The following is a 25,749-nucleotide window of genomic DNA, read 5'->3' on the forward strand; positions in this document are numbered from 1 at the left end:
CCGCCGCAGGCGACTACACTGCCGCGTATGGACATCACCGCCGACACCACGCCCAGCGAGCTGGCCGCCACCCGCGAACGTCTGCGCACGGCCTGGCAGGCGCGCAAGCCCGACTACGCCCAGCGCCGCGCCGACCTGCTGCGCCTGCGCGACGCGTTCCGCGCGCGCGTGCCGGCCATGGATGCGGCCATCCAAGCCGACTTCGGCCACCGCTCGCGCCACGAGAACCTGCTGTCGGAGGCCATGATCACCCTGGCCGAAATCGACCACGCCCTGAGCCGCCTGCGCCGCTGGATGCGCCCGCGCCGCGCCGCCGTGGGCTGGCGCTTCTGGCCCGCGCGCGCCGAAATCCGGCCCGAGCCGGTGGGCGTGGTCGGCATCCTCTCGCCGTGGAACTACCCGGTGAACCTGGCCCTGGTGCCGCTGGTCTCGGCCATCGCCGCCGGCAACCACGTCTACCTCAAGCCCTCCGAACACACCCCGCGCACCAGCGCCTACCTGCGCGAACTGCTGGCCGAGGTGTTCCCGGCCGACCGCGTGGCCGTGGCCATGGGCGGGGCCGAGGTGGGCGCGGCGTTTTCCGCGCTGCCCTTCGACCATCTTCTATTCACCGGCTCCACCGCGGTCGGCCGTAAGGTCATGGCCGCCGCCGCGCCCAACCTCACTCCGGTCACCCTGGAGCTGGGCGGCAAGGCGCCGGCCGTGGTCTGCGAGGACTTCCCGATCGAACTGGCGGCCTCGCGCATCGCCAGCGGCAAGTGGTTCAACGCCGGCCAGACCTGCATCGGCGTGGACTACGTGCTGGTCGACGCGACCCGCCGCGACGCCCTGGTGGCCGCGCTGCAGGCACAACTGCTCGCGCGCTACGGCGAACTCGACGCGTCGCAGGACTACACCCGGATCATCAACGACAGCCAGTACGCACGCCTGCGCGGCTACGTCGACGACGCGCGCACGCGCGGCCTGCAGGTCATCGAACCCTTCGCCGTAGACCCGGACACGGCCGCGCGCGAACGCCTGTTCCCGCCGACCCTGGTGATCGAACCCGGCACCGACGCCCAGGTCATGCAGCACGAGATCTTTGGCCCGATCCTGCCGGTACTGTCCTACCGCAACCTGGACGAAGCGATCGCGCGCATCAACGCGCTCGACCGCCCGCTGGCGCTGTACCCCTTCGGCTACGACCGCGAACGCGTCGAACGCATCCTGGCCCAGACCCTGGCCGGCGGCGTCACCGTCAACGACACCCTGCTGCACTTCGGCGCCCACGACCTGCCCTTCGGCGGCATCGGTCCCAGCGGCATCGGCGCCATCCACGGCCGCAACGGCTTCGACACCTTCAGCAAACTGCTGCCGGTGTTCCACCAGCGCCGTTTTGCCGCCAGCGACTGGCTCAAGCCGCCCTACCGCGGCAGGATCGACAAGCTGGTGCGGGCGCTGGTCAAGTAACGGGGCCGGCACAAGGCAAAACCGCGGCGCGCTGGGTACACTCGCGGCATGAAGATCTACAGCTGGAACGTCAACTCGCTCAACGTGCGCATGCCGCACCTGGAAACCTGGCTGGGCCTGCGCGTGCCGGACGTGGTGGCGCTGCAGGAAACCAAGCTGGAAGACCACCGCTTTCCCGACACCGCGCTGTCGGCGCTGGGCTACCGCAGCGTGTTCGTCGGACAGAAGACCTACAACGGCGTGGCCATCCTCTCGCGCGAACCCGCGCGCGAGGTGCAGATCGGCGTGCCGGGCCTGGAGGACGAGCAGAGGCGCGTGATCGCCGCCACCGTCGGCGAGCTGCGCATCGTCAATCTGTACGTGGTCAACGGCCAGGACGTGGGCACCGACAAGTACGCCTACAAGCTGCGCTGGCTCGACGCGGTGCACGCCTGGATCGCGCAGGAGCTGCAGCGCTATCCGCAGATGATCGTGCTGGGCGATTTCAACATCGCCCCCGACGCGCGCGACGTGTACGACCCGGCGGTGTGGAACGAGGACCACATCCTCACCTCCACCGCCGAGCGCGAGGCACTGCAGCGCTTGCAGGCCTTGGGCTTGCACGATGCCTACCGTCTGCATCCGCAGGCCGAGGGCGAGTTCAGCTGGTGGGATTACCGGCAGGCGGCGTTCCGGCGCAACCTGGGACTGCGCATCGACCTGACGCTGATTTCCGATGCGCTGCGCGCGCGCTGCACGGCAGCAGGCATCGATCGGGAGCCGCGGACGTGGGACCGGCCTAGCGATCATGCGCCGGCTTGGGTGGAGTTGGCGGACTGAGTTGAGGCGGCGGCGCGAGCTTGATGGTTCGCGTGCCCTCACCCCAACCCCTCTCCCGCAAGCGGGAGAGGGGCTAAAGCAGCAAGCGGCGTCGAGTGCGTCACCTCTCCCGCTCGCGGGAGAGGGCTAGGGTGAGGGGGTGAGCGCAACGCGCGAATGCTCTTGCTCCTCGCTCGGGCACCGAACTCGCAGTCCCAACAGAAGACCCGGAGGGCGGCGCACAGGAGGTGCGCCGTTTTTCGCTGGCACAGGGATGTGCCATCGAAAAATCCCGGCGCCCACTCCGCTCTCGCAAGGGAGCTCTGGCGTAGCGTTTTTCTTTGGTTACTTTCTTTTGACGCTTATCAAAAGAAAGTGACCCGGCCGCTTGCGGACGGAAGCTGTTGCTGTTGCTTCAACCAGCACACCCAAACACCTTCGCGAGTTCGGAGCGGATCGCGGCTCACGCCGCTCCTACCCCAAGGCGCCAGAGCAGCCCCCCGCCGACCGAGGGCTTGGACGTAGCTGCGGATTCGCGGTCGCAGCTTGCGCAGCTCCTACACGGGGCGTGCGTAGTTATCGTCGCAGGTGAGGATTCGCGGTCGCGGCTTACGCCGCTCCTACCCCAAAGCAGGGGGCTGGAACGAAAAAGCCCGGCGCTGGCCGGGCTTTTTCGTTCGTGGCGATGCGGGTTCAGCGCACGCGCCCGCGCCGGAACAGATTGACGATGCCCAGCAGCACGATCGCGCCGATCAGCGACAACAGCAACCCGGTCAGGCTGAAGTTGCCGTCGTTGATGTCGCCCGCACCCAAGCCGAGCACACCGCCCAGCCAACCGCCGAGGAAGGCGCCGACGATGCCGACGATCACGTTGAGGAAGATGCCCTGTTGACCGTCCGTCCTCATGATCATGCTGGCGATCCAGCCGATGACGCCGCCTACTACCAGCCAAATGATGATGCCGAGCATGTGCTGTCTCCTAATCGATTGCGGGGACGCCCGCCGCGCAGCGGGGCCAGCAAAAGTGTGGGCTCGGCGTCGTGATGGCTGCGTCTGCGCGCGGCGCGCTTCACGCCGCGTAGACGCGTGCGGCTCAGTCGTCGCCGCGCAGCAGTTGCAATAGACGGTCGCGCGGCAACTTGCCGGTTTCGTTGCGCGGCAGCGCATCGACCAGGCGCAGCGGCCGCGGCAGGAACACCGGGTCGATGCTGGCACGCAATGCATGCAGAATTTCCGCCTCATCGCGGCCCGGTGCGACCGCCAGCGCGGCGATGCGCCGTACCGCGCTGTCGTCGGCATCCAGCTGCAGCACCACGCCGTCGCGGACGCCGTCGATGGCCAGCAGCTTGCGGGTGAGATCGCCGAGCGAGGCGCGCTTGCCGGCGATTTCCAGCAGGTCGGCGCTGCGCCCGCGCAGCACGAAGCGGCCGTCGGCGCCGACTTCCATCAGATCGGCCAGCGCCACCGGTTCGGGCAGGTGCGGCGCATGCACCGCGCTGCCGTCGGGCTGCGGACACACGCGCACGCCGGGCAAAGGCGTCCACGCCTGTTCGCATGCGGTGCGGCGGCGCGCGATCACGCAGGTTTCGGTGGAGCCGAACACTTCGCGCACTTCGCAGCCGTAGCGCTGCTCGGCGGCCTGCGCCAGTTCCTGCGCCAGCGGCGCGGTGGCCGAGACGATGCCGGCCAGCGGCGGCAGCGCCACGCCGGATTCGACCAGCGCGCGCAGATGCACCGGCGTGGTCACCAGCAATGGCGGCACCGGCGCGTCGGCCAGCGCGGCGGCCACGTCCTGCGGAAAGAACGGACGTGCCGCATGCACCGACACCGGGCCCAGCAGCGGCAGCAGCACCGACATCTCCATGCCGTACATGTGCTGCGGCGGCACCGTGGCCACCAGCGGCGTTTCGCCTTCGGCGCGCAGCAGGTCGGCCAGCGCGGCCAGGTTCTGCGCGGTGCTGGCGCGGAATGCGCGCCAGGTCTTGGGATTGGGGCGCGGCTGGCCGGTGCTGCCGGAGGTGAAGCCGATCGCGGCCAGCGCGGCGGCGTCCACGGTCAGCCGCGCGCCGTCGGCCTGCGGCAGGACGTGCGGCAGGCGCCAGTAGCGCGGCGGCGGCGGATCGATCGCGTCGTCGCCCAGGCAGTAGGCATCGCCATGCTGGGCCAGCACCTCGCCGACCACCGCCGGCGCGCGCGACGGCGGCAGCAGGGTGGTCTGTCCGCGCAGGGCGGCGGCGCAGAAGGCGACCAGAAAGCGGTAGCGGTCCTCGCACAGATTGACCGCGTGGCCGGACTCGGGCAGCAACGCGGCCAGTGCGCGCACTTCGCGCTCGAAGCGCTGGCGGTCCACGGCCAGGCCGGGCGCGAACGCGAACGCGCGCTCGGGCAGGCCCGCGATCAAAGCGGTGGGCTCCGCGCCCGCCGCACCCGGATGACTATCGACTACTGCTGACATCTGCCCTTCATCGTTCTGCGCCCATCGCCGATGCCGACGAGCGCCGACGGCCGCGGCCGTCGCCCCTGTGCGCTCGCCTTGCGGCGGCATGACCGCGGCCGCAGCCGCGTTCCCCGGGTTTAGCTTACGCTGGCGCGCCGGCCTACGGCCAAACGGCGCGTTCATGTCCCTGTCCCAGCCCGATCCGCACGCCGCCGACGCCCCGCGCTGGAGCTGGCACCCGCAGGCGCCCAGCCGCAGCGCCGAGGCCCTGGCGCGGGCCTGGCTGGCGCAGCAGCTGGGCAGCGACCCGGCCACCTTGCCGCTGGCGCGCGACGAGCGCCAGCGGCCCTACCTGCTGCCGCCGTGGCAGCGCTGGGACTGCAACTGGAGCCACAGCGGCGAGGGCCTGCTGGTGGCGCTGGCCGGCCGCGGCCGGGTCGGCGTGGACCTGGAACGGCTGCGCCCGCGGCCGCGCGCGCTGGAGGTGTCGCAACGCTATTTCACCCCCGCCGAGACCGCCTGGCTGCAGGCCCAGCCCGAGCGCGACCGCGCCTTCCTGCGCCTGTGGTGCGCCAAGGAAGCGGTGCTCAAGGCCCACGGCCACGGCCTGTCCTTCGGCCTGCACCGGCTGCGCTTCGAAGAGCACGGCGGCCGGCTGCGGCTGGTCGACAGCGACCCGGCGCTGGGCGCGCCGGCGGACTGGCAGTTGCAGGAACTGGCGCCGGCGCCGGACTACGTGGGCGCGCTGGCCTGGCGCTCGGGCGCGGTCGGCGCCGCCTAGGGCGCGTCGCGTTGCCCCCTGCAACTCTTGCCCAAGCCCGTCATTCCGGCGAAAGCCGGAACCCATTTTGCGTTTGCCTTTCCCGTGACCGCCGCGCAACGGAGTACGGCGCGCGCCATCGGCGATAATCGCGCCGATGAACGCCCCCGCCCCCCTGCCGCCCGGGCTCCGCCGCGAGCTCGAATCCGGCCTGTCCGCGCTGGCCCTGGACCCCGCCCTTGCCGCGCCGCTGCTCGACTACCTGGCCCTGCTCGCGCGCTGGAACCGCACCTACAACCTCACCGCGGTGCGCGACCCGCAGGAGATGGTGGTCAAGCACCTGCTGGACTCGCTGGCCATGCATCCCTATGTGGATGCGATCGCCCAGGCCGGCGGTGCCCTGGCCGACCTGGGCACCGGCGCCGGCCTGCCCGGCATCCCGCTGGCCATCGTCAAGCCGGGCCTGCGCGTGACCCTGGTGGAGAGCAACGGCAAGAAGGCGCGCTTCATGCGCGAGGCGCTGCGCCAGCTGGGGCTGGGCGAGGCGCGCGTGGCCGAATCGCGGATCGAGGCCTTCGCCGAGCCCGGCGCCTATGACGCCATCACCGCGCGCGCGCTGGCCACGCTGCCGCTGATCCTGGAACTGGGCGGCCACCTGCTCAAGCCCGGCGGCAGCCTGCTGGCGATGAAGGGCGCCTACCCCGCCGACGAGATCGCCGCCCTGCCCGCGGGCTGGCGCCTGCAGGCCTCGCACCCGCTGCGGGTGCCGGGCCTGGACGCCGAGCGCCATCTGGTGGTGGTGGAGCGGGCGCCGGCTTGACCCCCACCCACCCGCACCGGCGCCCGGTCCGCCGCGGCGAACCCCAATCCCGGCCGCAGCGGGCATAATCCCCAGTCCGGCCGGTGCCGTGCGCCGCCGCCTTCTTTTCACAGCCCGATCAGACAGGGGACGAGCCGCATGGCCCGCATCATCGCCGTCGCCAACCAGAAAGGCGGGGTCGGCAAGACCACCACCGCCGTCAACCTGGCCGCGGCGCTCGCGCGCGCGCCCAAGCGCGTGCTGCTGGTCGACCTGGACCCGCAGGGCAACGCCACCATGGGCAGCGGCATCGACAAGCGCTCGATCGAGGACACGATCTGCGACGTGCTGCTGGGCGAAGCCGACGCCGCCTCGATCCTGGTGCGCACGCCGGAAGAGTTCGACCTGCTGCCGGCCAACATCGAGCTGACCGCGGCCGAAATCAGCCTGATGAACGAGAACGGCCGCGAGCAGCGGCTGAAGACCGCGCTGGCGCCGCTGCGCGTCCACTACGACTACATCCTGATCGACTGCCCGCCGGCGCTGTCGCTGCTGACCTTGAACGCGCTGACCGCGGCCGATTCCATCATCGTGCCGATGCAGTGCGAGTACTACGCGCTGGAAGGCATCAGCGCGCTGCTGGACACCATCAACGCGCTCAAGGCCAAACTCAATCCGGAGCTGGAGATCGAAGGCGTGCTGCGCACCATGTTCGACGTGCGCAACAACCTGGCCAACGCGGTCTCGGCCGAGCTCACCCACCACTTCGGCGACCGCGTGTTCCGCACCATCGTGCCGCGCAACGTGCGCCTGGCCGAAGCGCCCAGCCACGGCCAGAGCATCGTCGGCTACGACAAGGCCAGCCGCGGCGGCATCGCCTACCTGGGCCTGGCCGGCGAAGTGCTGCGCCGCCAGCGCGAACGCGACCAGGCGGCCAAGACCGCCGCACGCGACAGCAAGGAGACCGTGGCATGAGCGCGGCCAAGAAGCGCGGCCTGGGCCGCGGACTGGAAGCCCTGCTCGGCCCCAAGGCCGCCGCCGAAGCGCCGGTGCTGGAAGCCACCGAGCACGACGTCATGCGCACCCTGCCGGTGGACGCGCTGACCGCCGGCAAGTACCAGCCGCGCAAGACCTGGGACCACGACAAGCTGGCCGAGCTGGCCGAGTCGATCAAGGCCCAGGGCGTGATCCAGCCCATCGTGGTGCGCGACATCGGCGGCAAGCGCTACGAGATCATCGCCGGCGAGCGCCGCTGGCGCGCGACCCAGCTGGCCGGGCTGACCGAGATCCCGGTGGTGATCCGCGAAGTCGACGACCGCACCGTGGTTGCGATGGCGCTGATCGAGAACATCCAGCGCGAAGACCTCAACCCGCTGGAAGAAGCGCAGGCGCTGCAGCGCCTGATCGACGAATTCGACCTCACCCACGCCCAGGCCGCCGAGGCCGTGGGCCGTTCGCGCGCGGCGGTGTCCAACCTGCTGCGCCTGCTGGAACTGCCGGCCGAGATCCGCGTGCTGGTGGAAACCCGCGCGCTGGAAATGGGCCACGCCCGCGCCCTGCTGACCCTGGCGCCGCAGGCCGCCATCGCCCTGGCCCGTCAGGCCGCCGAGCTGGGCTGGTCGGTGCGCGACGTCGAGCACCGCGTGCAGCAGCTGGCCGCGGGCAAGGTGCCCACCGGCAACGGCAAGCCCAAGCCGGCCAAGGCCAAGCCGCAGGCCGACATCGCCACCCTGGAACGCGAGCTGTCCGAATCGCTGAACACCCAGGTCAACGTGCTGCACGGCCGCGGCGGCAAGGGCCGCCTGGTCATTCACTACAGCGACCTGGACTCGTTGGAAGGCGTGTTGGAAAAACTGCGCGGCCGCAGCGAAGGCTGAGCCGCCGCGCGCGCCGATTCGTGTCATGCTGGCCCGGCATGCTGGCCCGGCCGCGTGCACAGGGGGACACATGGACGCGCATGCCGCCGCACCCGACGGTGCCGGCCACGATGCTACGACCGCCGCCGCTGGCCGCGCCGCCGTGCACTGGCGCGGCCGCCCCCGATGCCCTCCGTCCGTGCCGCCGCGCCCGCGCCGCGGCTAGACTGGTCCGGCGCCACGGCCCGCACAACGCAACACCCCACCACCGAAGGAGATGCATATGAAACGGACAGCCCTCGCGGCCCTGCTGCTGGCACCGTCCCTGGCCTCGGCCCAGGCCGGCGCGACCTGCCCCGCGCTCAACGACGCCGACCTGGCGTGGACCCAGCGCAACGGCGACGACTACACCCTGTGCTACCTGGAACTGCCCTCGGCCATCGCCACCGGCAAGGGCCTGGGCGTGTACCTGGGCGCGCGCAGCTTCAAGCCGGACAAGAAGGCCCGCGCCGAGAAAGGCACGGTCGGCACCCAGGTCGTGACCTGGTACAAGAAGGCCACCGTCAACGACGCCCGCCCCTACTCGCGCGAGACCACCATCGTGCTGCCGGGCGAAAAGCCCAAGAGCAAGGTGCGCGTGTACGTGTGGATCGACGCGGCCACCCAGAGCCAGCTCGACGAAGCCTTCGCCCTGGCCAAGAAGCTCTCGGTCAAGTGACGCCTGCCGGTGCGGCGGGCCCCGGCACGGCCGGGGCCGCTGCGCCGCGCAAGGCCGGCGGGTCGGCCGGCAAACGCAAGAGATAACGCGATTCCTACGTACGTTCGCAGACAATAGCGCGCCGGCTTGCGGCCGCCCCCTCCGAACCCACGCCACCGCCCCATGACCATCCTCGTCACCGGCGCCGCCGGTTTCATCGGCAGCTACGTCTGCCGCGCGCTGCAGCGGCGCGGACAGGCCGTGATCGGCCTGGACAACTACAACGACTACTACGACCCGCAGATCAAGCGCGACCGCGTGCGCGCGCTGTGCCCGGACACCGACATCCGCGCCCTGGACCTAGGCGACCGCGACGGCCTGGCCGCGCTGTTCGACGAGGCCGCGCCGACCCGGGTGATCCACCTGGCCGCGCAGGCCGGCGTGCGCTACTCGCTGACCCATCCGCACGCCTACGTCGACAGCAACCTGGCCGGCTTCGTCAACCTGCTGGAACTGTGCCGCCATCGCGGCGTGCAGCATCTGGCCTATGCCAGCTCGTCCTCGGTCTACGGCGATTCGGCGGTACCGCCGTTCTCCGAAGACCAGCGCATCGACAAACCGCGTTCGCTCTACGCCGCCACCAAGGCCGCCAACGAGCTGATGGCGCACACCTATGCCCACCTCTACGGCCTGCGCGCGACCGGCCTGCGCTTCTTCACCGTCTACGGCCCCTGGGGCCGGCCGGACATGGCTCCGCTGCTGTTCTCGCGCGCGGTGCTGGCCGGGCGCCCGATCGAGGTGTTCAACCACGGCCGCATGCGCCGCGACTTCACCTTCGTCGACGACATCGTCGCCGGCGTGCTGGGCGCGCTGGACCACCCGCCTCAGGACGATCCGCCGCACCGGGTGTTCAACCTGGGCAACCACACCCCGGTCGAGCTGGAGCGCTTCATCGCCGTGATCGAGGCCGCCGCCGGCCGCCCGGCGCAGAAGGTCTACAAGCCCATGCAGCCCGGCGACATGATCGAGACCATGGCCGACACCGCGCGCGCCAAGGCCGCCTTCGGCTTCGAGCCGGCCACCTCCATCGACACCGGGCTGCCGCAGGTGGTGGCGTGGTGCCGGGAGTATTTCGGCGACAATGCCTGACCCGGCGCGCGCGCGGCCGGCCACGCGCCGCGCGCAGGGACGGCGGCGCGCGACCGTTGCGGCCGCCGTCGGCGCCGCGCACAGCACTCCTGCGAGCTAGTCCATGACCGACACCCCCCATCTTTCCGTCGTCGTCCCGGTGTTCAACGAACAGGACAACGTCGCACCGCTGGTCCACGAGATCGTCGCCGCCCTGCGCGGGCGCGCGCCCGAGGACGGCGGCGACTTCGAGATCGTCTACGTCGACGACCGTTCGCGCGACGGCACCCTGGACGCGCTGCAGGCGCTGAAGGCGCAGGTGCCCGAACTGCGCGTGGTCCGCCACCTCAGCCAGAGCGGGCAGAGCACCGCGGTGCGCAATGGGGTCAAGGCCGCGCGCGGCCAATGGATCGCGACCCTGGACGGCGACGGCCAGAACGACCCGGCCGACATCCCCAAGCTGCTGGCTAAACGCGCCGAATCGGCGCCCGAGGTCAAGCTGTTCGCCGGCTGGCGCGTCAACCGCCAGGACTCGGGCAGCAAGCGCTGGGCATCCAAATGGGCCAACGCGATCCGCAGCCGCATGCTGCGCGACGACACCCCCGACACCGGCTGCGGCATCAAACTGTTCGAACGCGCGGCCTTCCTGGAACTGCCGCACTTCGACCACATGCACCGCTACCTGCCCGCGCTGATGCAACGCGCCGGCTGGAAGACGGTGAGCGTGCCGGTCAACCACCGCGCGCGTTCGGCCGGCGTGTCCAAGTACAACAATCTCAACCGCGCCCTGGTCGGCATCAGCGACCTGCGCGGCGTGGCCTGGCTGATCAAGCGCGGCAAGGTCACCGCCACCGAAGAGGTCTGAGCCGCATGGACTTCATGAATTCGCCGATCGAGTGGCTGGCCTGGACAGGCCTGCACATGTCGCCGTGGAAGCTGATCGGCCTGACCGGCGCGCTGATGTTCGGCGGCCGCTGGCTGGTCCAGTTCATCGCCAGCAAGCGCCACGGCAAGCCGGTGATTCCGCGCGCGTTCTGGTACATGAGCCTGATCGGCAGCGCCATGACCCTGAGCTACTTCGTGTTCTCGCAGAAGCAGGACTCGGTGGGCGTGATCCAGAACCTGTTCCCGGCCTTCACCGCCGCCTACAGCCTGTACCTGGACATCAAGCACCGCGGCTGGCGCCGCGACCGCGCCGGGCACTAGCCCACAAGGCGACGGCGGGCGCTCACTCGTAGTGCTCGATGCTCTCGGGCACCACCACCCAGCCGTGGCGCCGCACCTCGTACACCGAGACGGTGGGCGCCGGGAAGGTCGGGTCGGCGAAGGCGCCCACCGCGACCACCAGCGCGTCGGGGAAGGCCTCGGGCTCCCAGTACACGATGGAGCTGCAGTTCGGGCAGAAGTGGAAGGTGGCCAGGGTGCCGCTGTCGCCGCGGCGCTGGAAACGGCTGGACTGGCCCTCGAGCAGTCGGGTGCGCTCGCGCGGATAGCGGGCTTGCACCGCGAACACGCTGCCGGTGCGGCGCTGGCACTCCAGGCAGTGGCAGATCGAGATCCGGGTGGGCTCGCCCTCGCAGGCCAGGCGCAGCTGGCCGCAGGAGCAGGTCGCCAGGCGAGGGTTCATGGTCGTTCGCCCCGTTCAGGTAGTCGCTATGGGCCCCAGCATACCCCGCGCCCGGCCCGCCTGGACCCAAGTGCTTGTCCCGGCTGGAATTTGCCGCCATAATACGCGGCTCGCTGTGCCGGCCCGCCCCTGTGGCGTGCCCGCGCGGTACCGGAAGCGCGATTCCGGACCGTCCGACGGCGGGGTTTCCAACCCGTATCGCGCGCTGTCCGCGGAGTTCCGCGCCGACGGCGGGGCCGCCGCCTCCCTGGCTAAGGGAAGCTCCTACCTTTATCGAGGTGCGCAATGTCCCGCGTATGCCAAGTAACGGGCAAGCGAACGACGACCGGCAACAACGTCTCGCATGCCATGAACAAGACCCGCCGCCGTTTCATGCCCAACCTGCACGAGCGCCGCTTCTGGGTCGCCAGTGAAAACCGTTGGGTGAAGCTGCGTGTTTCCGCCAACGCCCTGCGCACCATCGACAAGAACGGCATCGACGCCGTCCTGGCCGATCTCCGCGCTCGCGGCGAAAAGATCTGAGGACCTGAACCATGGCTTCCAAGCGCGACAAGATCCGCCTGATCTCTTCGGCCAACACCGGTCACTTCTACACGACCGACAAGAACAAGAAGAACACCCCGAACAAGATGGAGATCAAGAAGTTCGATCCCGTCGTTCGTAAGCACGTGATCTATAAGGAAGGCAAGATCAAGTGACCTTTCGGCCCGTTCGCGCCTGGCGCGAACGGCTTTGCCGAAAGGTCATTCCCGCGAAAGCGGGAATCCAGCCCTCGCGAAAACCCGCCCACAAGGCGGGTTTTTCGTTTTCCGGGCCGGCAACGTTTGGCAACCGCGCCCCTCCCCTCTGTAGGAGCTGCGCAAGCTGCGACCGCGAATCCGCAACTACGTCGCAACCTGGTTCTCTCCGCTTCCGCTTCCGCCTTTGCCTGTCTTCCCCCTTTGAAAAAGGGGGGATTGAGGGGGATTTGCTCTTACCTCCAAGCAACAGCAACAGCTTCCGTCCGCAAGCGGCCGGGTCACTTTCTTTTGATAAGCGTCAAAAGAAAGTCACCAAAGAAAAACGCTGTCCTTGGACAGAGCCCCCCTGCGAGATCGATGCGTGCGCGGGGATTTTCCGATCGGGCCTCTTGCCCGAGCGGAAAACGGCGCACGTCCTGTGCGCCGCCCCCCGCCTTCGCGGGGGCAGGCTCTTCGGGTCTTCTGTTTGCGCGGCGAGTTCGGTGCCCGATCAAGAGCATTCGCGCTGCGCGCTCACCCCCTCACCCTAGCCCTCTCCCGCAAGCGGGAGAGGGGACAGGGCCGCCGCTGTTGCTTTAGCCCCTCTCCCGTTCACGGGAGAGGGGTTGGGGTGAGGGCGCGCGAACCCCCAAGCACCGACGCCAGCAACCCTACGACCTTAGTCGCCCCCTCCCCTCGCCCACCACCCCGTACACTCGACGCCACCCCCAGCGGAGCGAGCATCACGGTGATCCCGGGCTGGATACTGCTGCTGGTATCGGCCGGCTACGTAGGCCTGCTGTTCGCCGTGGCCTACTACGGCGACCAGCGCACCGCGCGTACGCCCAAGCTGCGCTGGCTGCGCCCGGCGGTGTATTCGCTGGCGCTGGCCGTCTACTGCTCCTCCTGGACCTTCTACGGCGCCGTCGGCACCGCCGCGCGCACCGGCCTGGGCTTCCTGCCGATCTACCTGGGCCCGCTGCTGATGCTGGCCTTCGGCTGGCGCATCCTCGAGCGCCTGGTGCTGATTTCCGGCGAGCACCGCATCGTTTCCATCGCCGACTTCCTGTCCTCGCGCTACGGCCGCGCGCCGGGCCTGGCCGCGCTGGTCGCGGCGGTGGCGCTGACCGCCGCGGTGCCCTACGTGGCGCTGCAGTTCAAGGCCGTGGCGATGAGCGTGGAAGTGCTGGCCGGCGTGCCCGCCGACGCCGACCTGATCGCCGACCCCGCGCTCTACGTCGCCCTGCTGCTGGCGGTGTTCGCGATCCTGTTCGGCACCCGTCAGATCGACGCCACCGAGCACCACCACGGCATGGTCCTGGCCGTGGCGCTGGAATCGCTGGTCAAGCTGGTGGCCTTCGTCGCCATCGGCGTGTTCGCGCTGATCCACCTGCCCGGCGACGGCGCACTGGCCGCGCGCATCGGCCAGGCCGCGCGCGTGGTCACCGCACCGGGCCTGCCGGCCGGTTTCGCCGCGCAGACCCTGCTGGCTTTCGCCGCGATCATCTGCCTGCCGCGCCAGTTCCACGTGGCCGTGGTCGAATGCCAGGACCCCAACGACCTGCGCCCGGCGCGCTGGCTGTTCGGCGGCTACCTGGCGCTGATCAGCCTGCTGGTGGTGCCCATCACCCTCACCGGCCAGGCGGTGCTGTCGGGCACCACGGTCTCGCCCGACACCTACGTACTCGCCCTGCCGCTGGCGCTGGACCAGCAGACCCTGGCGCTGATGGTCTATATCGGCGGTTTCTCCGCCGCCACCGGCATGGTGATCGTCGCCAGCGTGGCCCTGGCCACCATGGTCAGCAACGACCTGATCGTGCCCGCGCTGCTGCGCAGCGGCGCGCTGCACGAGAGCCAGGGCATCGACCGCCAGGTGCTGTGGGTGCGGCGCGCGACCATCCTGGTGCTGGCGATGATGGCCTACGCCTACCACCGCGCCTCGGCCGGCGCCGACAGCCTGGCCCAGCACGGCCTGCTCGCGTTCGCGGCGGTGGCGCAGTTCGCGCCGGCGCTGATCGGCGGCCTGTACTGGCGCGGCGCCAGCCGTTCCGGCGCGTTCGCCGGCGTGCTCGCCGGCGCCGCGTTGTGGCTGTACACCCTGCTGCTGCCGGCGCTGGCGCGCGTGGGCTGGCTGGACACCGGCTGGATCGAGCACGGCCCGCTGGGTGTGTCCTGGCTGCGGCCCGAGCAGCTGTTCGGCCTGTCCGGCTGGGACGCGCTGACCCACGGCACGTTCTGGTCGCTGCTGTTCAACGTCGGTGCGTTCCTGTTCGTCTCGGTGCGCCAGCGCCCGCGCCTGCACGACCAGCTGCGCGCAGCGACGTATCTGGATCCCTATGTGCAGCGCCCCGCGCTCGGCCCGGGCGGCTGGGCCGGCAGCGTGCGCGGCGGCGAACTGCTGACCCTGGCCGAACGCATCGTCGGCGAGCGCCACGCACGCCGCGCCTTCGAGGAATACGCACAGGCGCAAGGCCGCCCCTGGCTGCCCGACCAACCCGCCGACCGCGCGCTCGCGCAGTTCACCGAACGCCTGCTGGCCGCGGCGATCGGCGCGGCCTCCGCGCGCCTGACCCTGACCACCGCGCTGCGCGGTTCGGGTATGGAGCTGGGCGAAGTGGTCGCGCTGCTGGACGAGGCCAACCAGGAACTGCGCTTCAATCGCCAGGTGCTGTCGACCACGCTGGAGAACATCAGTCAGGGCGTGAGCGTGGTCGACCGCGACATGCGCCTGGTCGCCTGGAACCGCCGTTATCAGGAACTGTTCGACTACCCCGACGGCATGCTTTACGTCGGCCGCCCGGTCAGCGACCTGATCCGCTGGAACGCCGAGCGCGGCGAGCTGGGCGCCGGAGACACCGACGCGCAGGTGCGGCGCCGGCTCGCGCATCTGCGCGCGGGCGCGGTGCACGTGTTCGAGCGCGTGCGCGCCAACGGCCAGGTCATCGAAATGGTGGGCCAGCCGTTGCTGGGCGGCGGCTACGTCACCAGCTACAGCGACGTCACCGATTACAAGCGCGCCGAGCAGGCGCTGCGCGAGGCCAACGAAACCCTGGAGCAGCGCGTCGAACAGCGCACCCAGGAAGCCGAGGCCGCGCAGCAGTCCAAGACGCGCTTTTTGGCCGCGGTCAGCCACGACGTGCTGCAGCCGCTCAACGCCGCGCGCCTGTTCACCACCGCCTTGCGCGAAACCACCGACGCCGACGAACAGGCGCGCCTGGCCGAGCGTGTCGACGCGTCCTTGCGCGCGGCCGAGGATCTGCTCGACGGCCTGCTCGACATCTCGCGCCTGGACGCCGGCGCGCTGCAGCCCGAACCCAGCGATTTCGATGCCGCCGAACTGCTGCGCGAGCTGGCCGCGCAGTACGCGCCCGGCGCCGCCGGCCGCGGCCTGCAACTGCGCGTGCGCGCGCCGGAACACGCGCTGCCCGTGCGCAGCGATCGCCGCCTGCTGCGCCGCGCACTGCAGAACTTCATCGCCAACGCCCTGCGCTACACCCGCGAAGGCGGCGTGCTGATGGCCGCGCGCGAACGCGCTGGCCGCGTGGAACTGCAGGTCTGGGACACCGGCCCCGGCATCCCCGAGCACCACCTGGAACAGATCTTCGACGAGTTCCGCCGCTTCGATCAGCCCGGCGTGGGCGGCGAACGCGGCCTGGGCCTGGGCCTGTCGATCTGCCAGCGCATCGCCCGCACCCTGGACCATCCGCTGCGCGTGCGCTCGCAAGTGGGCCGCGGCAGCGTGTTCTCGATCAGCGTGCCCTGCGGCCGCACCCCGCGCGTGCGCAGCGCCGCGCCGGTCATGGCCGACTCGCTGTCCGGCCTGCGCGTGCTGTGCGTGGACAACGACCTGGAAATCCTGGATGGCATGCGCACCCTGCTCAGCCGATGGCAGGCCACCGCCCTGGTCGCGGCCACCGTCGACGAGGCTCTAGCCCTGGTCGATCAGCAGCCCGACGTGGCCCTGGTCGACTTCCACCTGCACGACCGTCTGGACGGCCTGGGCGTGGTCGACGCGCTGCGCTCGCGCGCCGGCCGCGCGTTGCCGGCGGCGCTGCTGACCGGCGACGGCAGCGACGCGCTCAAACTGGCCGCGCGCGAACGCGGCTGCCGCGTGCTGACCAAGCCGATCAAGCCGGCGTCGCTGCGCGCGTATCTGGCTGCGCAGCGGCAGGCGGCGCAAAGCTGAGTTTCAGCGCGGCGCGGCCGACCCGGTTTCGGCGTAGCGCTTGAGCGCGGCGAGCGCGACTTCCCAGTAGTAATTCAGGTGGCCGTACACGGCGTAGTTGCCCAGGTTGCGCAACTCCAGGTCCAGACGCGTGCCCGCGTCGGCCGGACGCAGCGCGAAGCGCTGCAGCACATGGTGTTCGGGCCGGTCCGGCAGCACGCGCCGCGACAGCGAATTCCAATGGCTGTACTCGAGCAGCCGCTCGGGCTCGAACACGTGCACCGTGCCGCGGTTTTCGAAGCGCAGGCGCCCATGCAACACCCCGCGCGACACCACCGCACCGCCCGGCGTCCAGTCGACCTCCACCGTCAACGGCTCGTCCGACATCCACAGCGGCATGCGCAGCGGGTCGGTCAGCGCGCGCCACACGGTTGCGGGCGAGGCTTCGATCTCGGTCGATTTCGCGATTCGGTCGGGGTAGCCCATATCCGCCCCACCGTTCATGCAGCCGATCGCGGGCAGAAGGAGAACATCAACCCTCCGTCCAGGTCACCGCGACCCCGGCAGGCGTGATCGACAGCGTTAGACCTAAAGGAAAAGCCGAGCCGTCGCCCCGCTGCAGATCCAGTTCGGTCAATTTGGGACTCTCGGATCTGGTCTCGAATTGGTGCTGCGCGAACGCCGCGACCATGTTGTCGGCATCGGCCTTGGACCAGCGCTCCGAAACGGCGGCGAACAGTCGTCGCAACGCGATGCGAACCTCAGGTCGTTTGCCCGGGGGATAATTCAGCCGGATCGTCGTACCCAGGTCCGCGCAGCCGCCATGACTCAGGCTCAGGACGCTGCCGTCGGCGTTGCGCCAGGATACGGCGTGTCCTTGCTCACCGATACGACCGCCCGGACGGCGCGCAGCTGCCTCGGCAATACGCTTGATCTGATTGGCTTGATCGAAACTGCACTCGAATGTCTCGGCATGCGACAAGCCGCTGACGCTTACGAGCAGCCAGGCCAGGACCACAATGATGCGCTGCCTCATAGTTGTTTCCCCGCACGTGGCCGACCATGACCCTGACGATAGCGTACGCCACCGCTCCCATGGATGGTGCGCCCTCTATCGCCGCGATAGGCGCACTGCGGTGCGCTACTTGGCCGCACCCGCGGCGGTCACGCGCCACACCGCGTTACCCACATCGTCGGCCACCAGCAGCGCGCCATCGCGCGCGATCGACACGCCTACCGGGCGGCCACGCGCGTCGCCCTGGGCGTCGAGGAAGCCGGTCAGCACGTCGCTCATCGGGCCGGCCGGGCGGCCGTCGCGGAACGGTACGAACACCACCTTGTAGCCGGCCAGCGGTTTGCGGTTCCAGGAACCGTGCAGGCCGACGAAGGCGCCGTCGGCGTAGGGCGCGCCTAAGCGCTGATTACCGGCGAAGCTCAGGCCCAGCGATGCCACGTGCGCGCCCAGGGCGTAGTCGGGCACTCGCGCGCGCGCGACCAGGTCGGGGCGCTGCGGTTGCACGCGGCTATCGACGTGCTGGCCCCAATAGCTGTAAGGCCAGCCGTAGAACGCGCCGGCCTCGACCTGGGTCAGATAGTCCGGTGCCAGGTCGCTGCCCAGTTCGTCGCGCTCGTTGACCACCGCCCACAGCGTGCCGCTGCTCGGCTCCCAGGCCAGGCCGACGGGATTGCGCAGGCCATGGGCGTAGACGCGGCGCGTGCCCGTCGCGGGGTCGATCTCCAGCACCGCGGCGCGGTCGGTCTCGGCCGGCAGCCCGTTTTCGGCGATGTTGCTGTTCGATCCCACGCCTACGTACAGGCGCGCACCGTCGGCGGAGGCGACCAGGCTTTTGGTCCAGTGATGATTGAGCTGGCCTTCGCCGCCCGGCAGATCGGCTACCTTCTGCGGCGCGGCGCCCGCGCGTTGTTGACCGTCGGCGTAGGGCAGTTTCACCAGCGCATCGGCATTGGCGATGTAGAGCGTATCGCCTACCAGCACCATGCCGAACGGCGAGGTCAGACCTTGCGCGAACACGCCGCGCACCTCGGCCACGCCGTCGCCATCGGCGTCGCGCAACAGGCTGATGCGGTCGGCGCTGGGCACGCCGGAACCGGCGCGCTTCATCACCGCGCCCATCACCTTGCCCTTGAGTCCGCCGATGCCGCGCTTGCCCGCCGGCGCGTTGCTCTCGGCCACCAGCACGTCGCCGTTGGGCAGCACGTACAGCCAGCGCGGATGGTCTAGGCCGGTCGCGAACGCCTGCACGGCTAAGCCTTGCGCCGCCGTCGGCGTTAGGCCGGCAGGCCAGCCCTTGGCCGGGGCGATATCGAGCGTGGGGATCGCGGAGGGATTGGGCGCCGCGATCACCGGACGCGAGCCGGTGTCCTCGCCCGCGACGAGTTTGGCCCGTCCGCCGCAGCCGATGAGCGCGGCGACCGCGCCGGCGCCGAGCAACGCCACCACGGCGACGATCGCGACCGTGCGCCTGCGTTTACCGTTCATGCGGCCGGTATACCGCAGCGCCCGTGCAACGCGTGCGAGGGCGGCGTGATGCCGTTGTGAGTTACTCGCTTTCTTCCGGCGGCGGCACGATCGCGCCCGGGTCCAGCGCCAGACGGCCCGCGATCAGCACCGCCTGGGTGCGGTTGTTCGCGCCCAGCTTGCGCAGGATCGCGGTCACGTGCGCCTTGACTGTGGCTTCGGACACGCCCAGCTCGTAACCGATCTGCTTGTTGAGCAGACCCGCGCCCAACATCTGCAGCACGCGGAACTGCTGCGGGGTGAGCTCGCGCAGGCGCTGCGCGGCATCGTGCTCGTCGGCGGCAGCCGCCGGTGCCGACAACGCGGCCGCCGGCGCCCAACGGTCGCCGTCGAGCACACTGGTCAGCGCTTCGCCCAACGTGGCCGCATCGGCGGATTTGGGGATGAAGCCCACCGCGCCATGATCCAGCGCGCGCCGCATCACCGCTGGTTCTTCGCGCGCGGACACCACCACGATGGGCAGTTGCGGGTGCAGCGCGCGCAGGTGCACCAGCGCGCTGAAGCCCTGCGCGCCGGGCATATTGAGGTCCAGCAACAGCAGGTCGGCATCGGACTCGGCTTCTACCAGCGCATACAGCGCATCCACGCTGTCGGCCTCGCGCAGCTCCGCATCGGGCAGCACCCGCGCCACCGCGCCGCGCAGCGCCTCGCGGAACAGGGGGTGATCGTCGGCGATCAGCAGGGTCGGCATGGGGGGCTCCTACGGGCGGGCGCGGCGTTGTCCGATAGCGGCTTCATCGCGGAACGGCCCGGAATGAAGGCATTCCGCTCGCGGCCGCCCCAGCCTCACTTGCCCAGCCGCTCGTTGACCAGGTTCTCCACCACCGACGGGTCGGCCAGGGTGCTGGTATCGCCCAGTTGGTCCGGTGCGTTCTCGGCGATCTTGCGCAGGATGCGGCGCATGATCTTGCCCGATCGCGTCTTCGGCAGACCCGGCGCCCATTGCAGGTGGTCGGGCGTGGCGATGGGACCGATTTCCTTGCGCACCCAGGCCACCAGTTCCTTGCGCAGCTCCTCGCTGGGCGATTCGCCGGCGATCAGGGTCACGTAGGCGTAGATGCCCTGGCCCTTGAGGTCGTGCGGGAAGCCGACCACCGCGGCCTCGGCCACCTTAGGGTGCAACACCAGCGCGCTCTCGACTTCGGCCGTGCCGATGCGGTGGCCGCTGACGTTGATGACGTCGTCGACGCGGCCGGTGATCCAGTAGTAGCCGTCGGCGTCGCGGCGGCAGCCGTCGCCGGTGAAGTAGCTGCCCGGGTAGGTCTTGAAGTAGGTCTCGATGAAGCGGTTGTGGTCGCCGTAGACCGTGCGCATCTGCCCGGGCCAGGAATCCAGCAGCACCAGGTTGCCTTCGGCCGCGCCTTCCAGCGCCGCGCCGTTGGCGTCCACCAGTGCCGGCTGCACGCCGAAGAAGGGCTTGGTCGCCGAGCCGGGCTTGAGGTCGATCGCGCCGGCCAGCGGCGTGATCAGGATGCCGCCGGTCTCGGTCTGCCACCAGGTATCGACGATGGGACAGCGTGCGTCGCCGACCACGTCGTAGTACCACCGCCAGGCTTCGGGGTTGATCGGCTCGCCCACCGTGCCCAGCAGACGCAGCGAACGCCGCGAAGTGCGCGTCACCGGCTCGTCGCCCTCGCGCATCAGCGCGCGGATCGCGGTGGGCGCGGTGTAGAAGATGGTGACCTGGTGTCGGTCGATCACTTCCCAGAAGCGCGACATGTTGGGATAGTTGGGCACGCCCTCGAACACCAGCGCGGTCGCGCCGTTGACCAGCGGGCCGTAGACGATGTAGCTGTGGCCGGTGACCCAACCCACGTCGGCGGTGCACCAGTAGACGTCATCCTCGCGCAGGTCGAACACGGTCTCGTGGGTGTAGCTGGCATAGACCAGATAGCCGCCGGTGGTGTGCAGCACGCCCTTGGGCTTGCCGGTGCTGCCGGAGGTGTAAAGGATGAACAGCGGGTCTTCCGCGTTCATGCGCTCGGGCTCGCAGGTGTCGGGCTGGCCTTCCACCACGGCCTCGTACCAGCGGTCACGCGGCATCTGCATGTCCACCGCGGCGCCGGTATGACGCACCACCAGCACGGTTTCCACCGAGTTGGTGCCCGGCAGCTTGAGCGCGGCGTCGACGTTGGCCTTGAGCGGAATCTTCTTGCCGCCGCGCAGGCCCTCGTCGGCCGTGATGATGAGCTTGCTGGCGCAGTCGGCCACGCGGTCGGCGATGGAGTTGGGGGCGAAACCGCCGAACACCACCGAGTGGATCGCGCCGACGCGCGCGCAGGCCAGCATGGCCACCACCGCCTCGGGAATCATCGGCAGGTAGATGGTGATGCGGTCGCCCTTGCGCACGCCCAGCGCGCGCAGCGCATTGGCCAGCCGGCACACGCGCGCGTGCAGTTCGCGGTAGGTCACGTGCTCGGCCGGCAGCGCGGGATCGTCGTGCTCGAACAGCAACGCGGTCTTGTCGCCGCGCGTGGCCAGATGCCGATCCAGGCAGTTGACGCTGGCGTTGAGTTCGCCGTCCTCGTACCAGCGGATGCGGAAATCCTCGAGCTGGTAGCTCACGTTCTTGATCCGGGTCGGCTTGCGGTACCAGTCCAGGCGCTCGGCCACCCGGCCCCAGAACGCCTCGGGCTGCTGCACCGATTCGGCGTACAGGCGCTCGTAATCCGCACGCGCGACCCGGGCCTGGGCGGCGAAGTCCTCGGCGACGGGATAGACGGTGGCGGGTGCGTTCATCGGCGGCTCCGGAGCAAGGCGTAGAGGGTTGGCGCGCGCGTCGCGCGCGCGAAAGCCGAAGTGTGCCGCATCCGCCGCCCGGGCCGTCGTGATGGCGGTTTAGACCATGGTCGTAAGCGCGGTCTGAATGGGTGCTTTTACGACCATAGGCGTATGGCCCCGCCCCATCCCGGCGCGCAGGCTGCCCACAGCCGCGCCGCCCGCGCGGCATTCCTCGGGAGGGAATCATGAATTTCATTAGCGTGCGCACGCGCACCGCAGCGCCGGCGGGGAGTCCGGCCCGGCGGCGTCCCCTGGCCGCGGCCGTACTGGTCGCGCTGGCGCTGCCCGGCCTGGCCTATGGCCAGACGGCGAAGGAAAAAGAGCTGGAGGCGCGCGTCGCCCAGCTGGAAGCCATGGTCCAGCAACTGGTGGCGCAGCAACAGCAGCAGCAAAGCCAGATCGCCGAGGTCAAGACCGCGCAAGTCGCTGCGCCCGCCGCTGCGCCGGTGGCCGCGGCCGGCAAGCCCGGCATCCAGTCCACCCCGATCACGCCCGGCGCCAACCCCGGCACCCGCTTCAGCTACGGCGGCTTCATCAAGCTCGACGGTTCGGTCACCCGCACCAACGACGGCGACATCGCCGACGGTTCCGTCGGCCGCCTGTTCTACGTGCCCAAGGCCATCCCCGTGGGCGGCGGCGGCAGCAAGGAAGGCGGCACCGACACCGACATGGGCGCGAACTTCTCGCGCTTCTGGTTCGCCGCCGACACCGACCTGGACAGCGGCGACAAGCTCAAGGCCTACCTGGAATTCGACCTGTTCGGCGGCGGCAGCACCGCTTTCACCGGCAACGAGATCGCCACCAACACCTACGCCCTCACCCTGCGCCAGGCCTACGTGACCTGGAACAACTGGCTGGCCGGCCAGGCCTGGTCGAACTTCCAGGACACCGCGGCGCTGCCGGACACGGTCGACTTCCTCGGCCCCACCGAGGGCACGGTGTTCGTACGCCAGGCGCAGTTGCGCTACACCAAGGGCCCGTGGTCGTTCTCGATCGAGAATCCGGAGACCGTGTACACGCCCTTCCGCGGCAACATGGCCCAGGTGGCCGGCGACGACGGCACCGCGCCGGACCTGACCGCGCGCTACACCGCCAAGGGCGACTGGGGCCACTTCGGCGTCGGCGTGCTCGCGCGCCAGCTCAAGTACCAGAACGGCACCGCCAACGACAGCAACACCGGCTACGGCGTGAGCGTGTCGGGCAAGCTCAACGTGGGCAAGAACGACGACCTGCGCTACATGGTCACCGCCGGTAGCGGCATCGGCCGTTACGTCGGCCTGGCCCTGAACAACGATGCCGTGCTCGACGCCAGCGGCGATCTGGAGAACATCGACCTGATCAGCGGCTTCGTCGGCTGGCGCCACGTGTTCAGTCCCAAGCTGCGCACCAACCTGTTCTATTCGCGCGCCGAGTATGACAACGACACCGCCCTGACCGGGCTGGGCATCACCCGCTCGGCCCAGTCGGCGCACCTCAACCTGATCTATTCTCCGTTGCCCAAGCTCGACGTCGGCGCGGAACTGATCTGGGGTAAGCGCGAACTCGAGAACGGCGACTCCGGCGAACTCAACCGCCTGCAGACGCACGTCAAGTACAGCTTCTAAATCTAGGGGATCGCATCATGTCCAGCGTCACCGCCACCGCGTCGCCCGGATCGGGCGAGCTCACCAAGGGCCACAAGAAGGTCATTTTCGCGTCCAGCCTGGGCACGGTCTTCGAGTGGTACGACTTCTACCTGTACGGCTCGCTCGCCGCGATCATCGGCAAACAGTTCTTCGGCGGCCTCAACGACACCAGCCAGTTCATCTTCGCCCTGTTGGCCTTCGCCGCCGGCTTCGCGGTGCGTCCCTTCGGCGCGCTGGTGTTCGGCCGCCTGGGCGACATGATCGGGCGCAAGTACACCTTCCTGGTCACCATCGTCATCATGGGCCTGGCCACCTTCCTGGTCGGCATCCTGCCCAGCTACGCCACCTTGGGCATCGCCGCACCGATCATCCTGATCACCTTGCGCTTGGCGCAAGGCTTGGCGCTGGGCGGCGAGTACGGCGGCGCGGCGACCTACGTGGCCGAGCACGCGCCCAACGGCAAGCGCGGCCTGTACACCAGCTTCATCCAGACCACCGCGACCCTGGGCCTGTTCCTGTCGCTGCTGGTGATCTGGGGCTGCCGCAACTATCTGGGCAAGGAAGCGTTCGAGGAATGGGGCTGGCGCATTCCGTTCCTGGTCTCGGTGGTGCTGCTGGGCGTGTCGGTGTGGATCCGCATGCAGCTGGCCGAATCGCCGCTGTTCCAGCAGATGAAGGCCGAAGGCAAGACCTCCAAGGCGCCGATCACCGAGAGCTTCTTCTCCAAGAACGGCAAGATCGCCCTGCTCGCCCTGCTCGGCGCCACCGCCGGCCAGGCCGTGGTCTGGTACGGCGGCCAGTTCTACTCGCTGTTCTTCCTGACCAAGACCCTGGGCCTGGACCCCAACCGCGCCGACATCCTGATCGCCATCGCCCTGGCCCTGGCCACCGGCGGCTTCATCTTCTTCGGCTGGCTGTCGGACAAGATCGGCCGCAAGAAGATCGTGCTCGCCGGCTGCCTGATCGCGGTGTTCACCTACTTCCCGGTGTTCAAGGCGCTGACCCACAACGTCAATCCGGCGCTGGAGGCCGCGGTGGCGAAGTCGCCGGTCACCGTCAACGCCGACCCGGACCGCTGCGCGTTCCAGTTCGACCCGGTGGGCAAGGCGACCTTCAAGCAGTCCTGCGACATCATCAAGTCGGCGCTGGCCAAGAAGGGCATCCCGTACGTCAACGCCCCGGCCGCGGCCGGCAGCGTGGCCACGGTGTCCATCGGCGGCGTGAGCCTCAACAGCTTCGAAGGCGAGGCGCTGGGCAAGGACGAGTTCAAGGCCCAGTCCGACGCCTTCGGCAAGCAGCTCACCGAAGCGCTGAAGACCGCCGGCTACCCGGAAAAAGCCGACCCGGCCGGCGTCAACACGCCGGTGGTGATCGCGCTGCTGACCTTCCTGGTGCTGCTGGTGACCATGGTCTACGGCCCGATCGCGGCCTGGCTGGTGGAACTGTTCCCGACCCGCATCCGCTACACCTCGATGTCGCTGCCCTACCACATCGGCAATGGCTGGTTCGGCGGCTTCCTGCCCTTCACCGCCTTCGCCATCGTCGCCGCCACCGGCAATATCTACAGCGGCCTGTGGTACCCGGTGATCGTGGCCTCGATGACCGTGGTGATCGGTTCGCTGTTCCTGCGCGAAACCAAGGATGTCGATATCCGCGACTGATACCGGCTCCACCGAACGACCCCACGTCGTATGCAGTGAAGGCGACGCCGGCGCAAGCCGGCGTCGCTTTTTTCGGGTGAGCGCGTTGCCGAGCACTGCGGCGGCGCTTACAGTCCGGCGAAACCGGAAGTTCATCCGTCGCAGGGAGCGTGCATGCCTCGCCAGTTCCTGATGGGCGCCTTGTACGCCCTGCTCGCGCTGCTGGCGCCGACGCTGTACGGCATGGGCGCGATCGCACAGGCGCTGCCGCCGAACGCGGTGCTGGATTTCGAATTCTGCGGCTTGGAACGCAACTGTTACGTGTTCCTGCAGACGCTGTCGCCCACGCAACGCGACTGGATGATGGCCAGCCTGGGCCTGGATTACCTGCTCATGGCGCTGTACGCGCCCCTGGGCTGGGTGCTGTTGCGCCTGTTGGAACCCGCGCTGCCCGTACGCTGGCGACGCGCCACGCGCGTGCTGGCCTGGGCCATGTGGCTGGCCGGCCTGGCCGACGCGATGGAGAACGCGCTGCTGATCCAGGTGCTGGCCGCCGGCGCCGACCGCGGCCTGGCCTGGCCGGCGGGTCTGTGCGCGGCGATCAAGTTCGCGCTGCTGGCGATCGGGCTGCTGTGGTGGCTGGGCTTCGGCGCTGCGGCCCTGTGGCGGTGTTGGCGCCAGCGCCCTTTATCGACAACGGCTTGAACCCGCATCGGCTAGGCTGTGGCG

Annotated in this window: 24 protein-coding genes; 16 read left to right on the forward strand and 8 right to left on the reverse strand. The window is 69.6% G+C overall.

Translation table 11 applies throughout. The features are described from left to right. The first annotated feature begins 27 nt into the window (after window positions 1-27). Window positions 28-1,449: a coniferyl aldehyde dehydrogenase gene (locus DX914_RS15510; protein WP_115860397.1), complete on the forward strand. Its 1,422-nt coding sequence runs from the start codon at window positions 28-30 to the stop codon at window positions 1,447-1,449. 48 nt (window positions 1,450-1,497) lie between these two features. Then, entirely contained in the window at window positions 1,498-2,268 is a 771-nt protein-coding gene (gene xth / locus DX914_RS15515) for an exodeoxyribonuclease III (protein WP_115860399.1), read from the forward strand. Between the two features lie 672 nt (window positions 2,269-2,940). Here xth and DX914_RS15520 read toward each other — a convergent pair. Together DX914_RS15520 and DX914_RS15525 are read right to left on the reverse strand one after the other, a co-directional pair. Further along, window positions 2,941-3,216, reverse strand: coding sequence for a GlsB/YeaQ/YmgE family stress response membrane protein (locus tag DX914_RS15520; protein ID WP_115860401.1), 276 nt, complete (start codon window positions 3,214-3,216; stop codon window positions 2,941-2,943). Between the two features lie 124 nt (window positions 3,217-3,340). After that, window positions 3,341-4,702 (reverse strand): AMP-binding protein, encoded by a 1,362-nt coding sequence (locus tag DX914_RS15525; protein ID WP_115860403.1) that lies wholly within the window; start codon window positions 4,700-4,702, stop codon window positions 3,341-3,343. Window positions 4,703-4,865: 163 nt separating this feature from the next. Between DX914_RS15525 and DX914_RS15530 the strand changes: the two genes are divergently transcribed. The 8 genes from DX914_RS15530 to DX914_RS15565 all read left to right on the forward strand — a co-directional run bounded on the left by DX914_RS15530 (window position 4,866) and on the right by DX914_RS15565 (window position 11,130). Beyond that, on the forward strand, window positions 4,866-5,465 hold the full coding sequence (locus DX914_RS15530) for a 4'-phosphopantetheinyl transferase family protein (protein WP_115860405.1): 600 nt from the start codon (window positions 4,866-4,868) through the stop codon (window positions 5,463-5,465). 136 nt (window positions 5,466-5,601) lie between these two features. Then, window positions 5,602-6,264 (forward strand): 16S rRNA (guanine(527)-N(7))-methyltransferase RsmG, encoded by a 663-nt coding sequence (gene rsmG, locus DX914_RS15535; RefSeq protein ID WP_115860407.1) that lies wholly within the window; start codon window positions 5,602-5,604, stop codon window positions 6,262-6,264. A gap of 138 nt (window positions 6,265-6,402) precedes the next feature. Next, entirely contained in the window at window positions 6,403-7,218 is an 816-nt protein-coding gene (locus DX914_RS15540; protein WP_115860409.1) for a ParA family protein, read from the forward strand. Continuing rightward, window positions 7,215-8,120 carry a ParB/RepB/Spo0J family partition protein gene (locus tag DX914_RS15545; RefSeq protein WP_115860411.1) on the forward strand — a complete coding sequence of 302 codons (906 nt, stop codon included), beginning with the start codon at window positions 7,215-7,217 and terminating at the stop codon, window positions 8,118-8,120. The genes DX914_RS15540 and DX914_RS15545 overlap by 4 nt, the downstream gene beginning before the upstream one ends. Before the next feature lie 262 nt (window positions 8,121-8,382). Next, complete coding sequence (locus DX914_RS15550) at window positions 8,383-8,817, forward strand: hypothetical protein (RefSeq protein WP_115860413.1); 435 nt, start codon at window positions 8,383-8,385, stop codon at window positions 8,815-8,817. Window positions 8,818-8,979: 162 nt separating this feature from the next. Next, window positions 8,980-9,945 carry an NAD-dependent epimerase/dehydratase family protein gene (locus DX914_RS15555; RefSeq protein WP_115860415.1) on the forward strand — a complete coding sequence of 322 codons (966 nt, stop codon included), beginning with the start codon at window positions 8,980-8,982 and terminating at the stop codon, window positions 9,943-9,945. 103 nt (window positions 9,946-10,048) lie between these two features. Then, window positions 10,049-10,789 (forward strand): glycosyltransferase family 2 protein, encoded by a 741-nt coding sequence (locus DX914_RS15560; RefSeq protein WP_115860418.1) that lies wholly within the window; start codon window positions 10,049-10,051, stop codon window positions 10,787-10,789. Window positions 10,790-10,794: 5 nt separating this feature from the next. Further along, window positions 10,795-11,130, forward strand: coding sequence for a lipid-A-disaccharide synthase N-terminal domain-containing protein (locus tag DX914_RS15565; protein WP_115860421.1), 336 nt, complete (start codon window positions 10,795-10,797; stop codon window positions 11,128-11,130). A gap of 22 nt (window positions 11,131-11,152) precedes the next feature. Here DX914_RS15565 and DX914_RS15570 read toward each other — a convergent pair whose 3' ends face one another. Next, window positions 11,153-11,551, reverse strand: a complete 399-nt coding sequence (locus DX914_RS15570) for a GFA family protein (RefSeq protein ID WP_115860423.1) — start codon at window positions 11,549-11,551, stop codon at window positions 11,153-11,155. A 285-nt stretch (window positions 11,552-11,836) separates the two neighbouring features. Between DX914_RS15570 and rpmB the strand changes: the two genes are divergently transcribed. The 3 genes from rpmB to DX914_RS15585 all read left to right on the forward strand — a co-directional run bounded on the left by rpmB (window position 11,837) and on the right by DX914_RS15585 (window position 16,456). Then, the gene (gene rpmB, locus DX914_RS15575) at window positions 11,837-12,073 is read left to right on the forward strand and encodes a 50S ribosomal protein L28 (RefSeq protein ID WP_115860425.1); all 237 of its coding nucleotides are present in this window, start codon (window positions 11,837-11,839) and stop codon (window positions 12,071-12,073) included. A gap of 11 nt (window positions 12,074-12,084) precedes the next feature. Beyond that, a complete protein-coding gene (rpmG, locus tag DX914_RS15580) occupies window positions 12,085-12,249 on the forward strand; it encodes a 50S ribosomal protein L33 (protein ID WP_115860427.1) in 165 nt (54 codons plus the stop codon). 769 nt (window positions 12,250-13,018) lie between these two features. Next, on the forward strand, window positions 13,019-16,456 hold the full coding sequence (locus tag DX914_RS15585) for a hybrid sensor histidine kinase/response regulator (RefSeq protein WP_115860429.1): 3,438 nt from the start codon (window positions 13,019-13,021) through the stop codon (window positions 16,454-16,456). Window positions 16,457-16,459: 3 nt separating this feature from the next. Here DX914_RS15585 and DX914_RS15590 read toward each other — a convergent pair whose 3' ends face one another. The 5 genes from DX914_RS15590 to acs form a co-directional block, all read right to left on the reverse strand. After that, complete coding sequence (locus DX914_RS15590) at window positions 16,460-16,921, reverse strand: SRPBCC family protein (protein ID WP_158549350.1); 462 nt, start codon at window positions 16,919-16,921, stop codon at window positions 16,460-16,462. A 46-nt stretch (window positions 16,922-16,967) separates the two neighbouring features. Then, on the reverse strand, window positions 16,968-17,471 hold the full coding sequence (locus DX914_RS15595) for a hypothetical protein (protein WP_115860434.1): 504 nt from the start codon (window positions 17,469-17,471) through the stop codon (window positions 16,968-16,970). Between the two features lie 105 nt (window positions 17,472-17,576). After that, a complete protein-coding gene (locus DX914_RS15600; RefSeq protein WP_115860437.1) occupies window positions 17,577-18,935 on the reverse strand; it encodes a PQQ-dependent sugar dehydrogenase in 1,359 nt (452 codons plus the stop codon). A gap of 61 nt (window positions 18,936-18,996) precedes the next feature. Continuing rightward, window positions 18,997-19,665: a response regulator transcription factor gene (locus DX914_RS15605; protein ID WP_115860440.1), complete on the reverse strand. Its 669-nt coding sequence runs from the start codon at window positions 19,663-19,665 to the stop codon at window positions 18,997-18,999. A gap of 95 nt (window positions 19,666-19,760) precedes the next feature. Further along, a complete protein-coding gene (gene acs / locus DX914_RS15610; RefSeq protein ID WP_115860442.1) occupies window positions 19,761-21,713 on the reverse strand; it encodes an acetate--CoA ligase in 1,953 nt (650 codons plus the stop codon). 227 nt (window positions 21,714-21,940) lie between these two features. Between acs and DX914_RS15615 the strand changes: the two genes are divergently transcribed. The 3 genes from DX914_RS15615 (at window position 21,941) to DX914_RS15625 (ending at window position 25,725) form a co-directional block, all read left to right on the forward strand. Then, window positions 21,941-23,359 carry a DcaP family trimeric outer membrane transporter gene (locus tag DX914_RS15615; protein ID WP_115860444.1) on the forward strand — a complete coding sequence of 473 codons (1,419 nt, stop codon included), beginning with the start codon at window positions 21,941-21,943 and terminating at the stop codon, window positions 23,357-23,359. A gap of 17 nt (window positions 23,360-23,376) precedes the next feature. Further along, entirely contained in the window at window positions 23,377-25,041 is a 1,665-nt protein-coding gene (locus DX914_RS15620) for an MFS transporter (RefSeq protein WP_115860446.1), read from the forward strand. Window positions 25,042-25,194: 153 nt separating this feature from the next. Continuing rightward, on the forward strand, window positions 25,195-25,725 hold the full coding sequence (locus DX914_RS15625) for a hypothetical protein (RefSeq protein WP_115860448.1): 531 nt from the start codon (window positions 25,195-25,197) through the stop codon (window positions 25,723-25,725). The last annotated feature ends 24 nt before the right edge of the window (window positions 25,726-25,749 follow it).

It is taken from the genome of Lysobacter silvisoli (genome assembly GCF_003382365.1).
GTDB classification, from domain to species: Bacteria; Pseudomonadota; Gammaproteobacteria; order Xanthomonadales; family Xanthomonadaceae; genus Lysobacter; species Lysobacter silvisoli.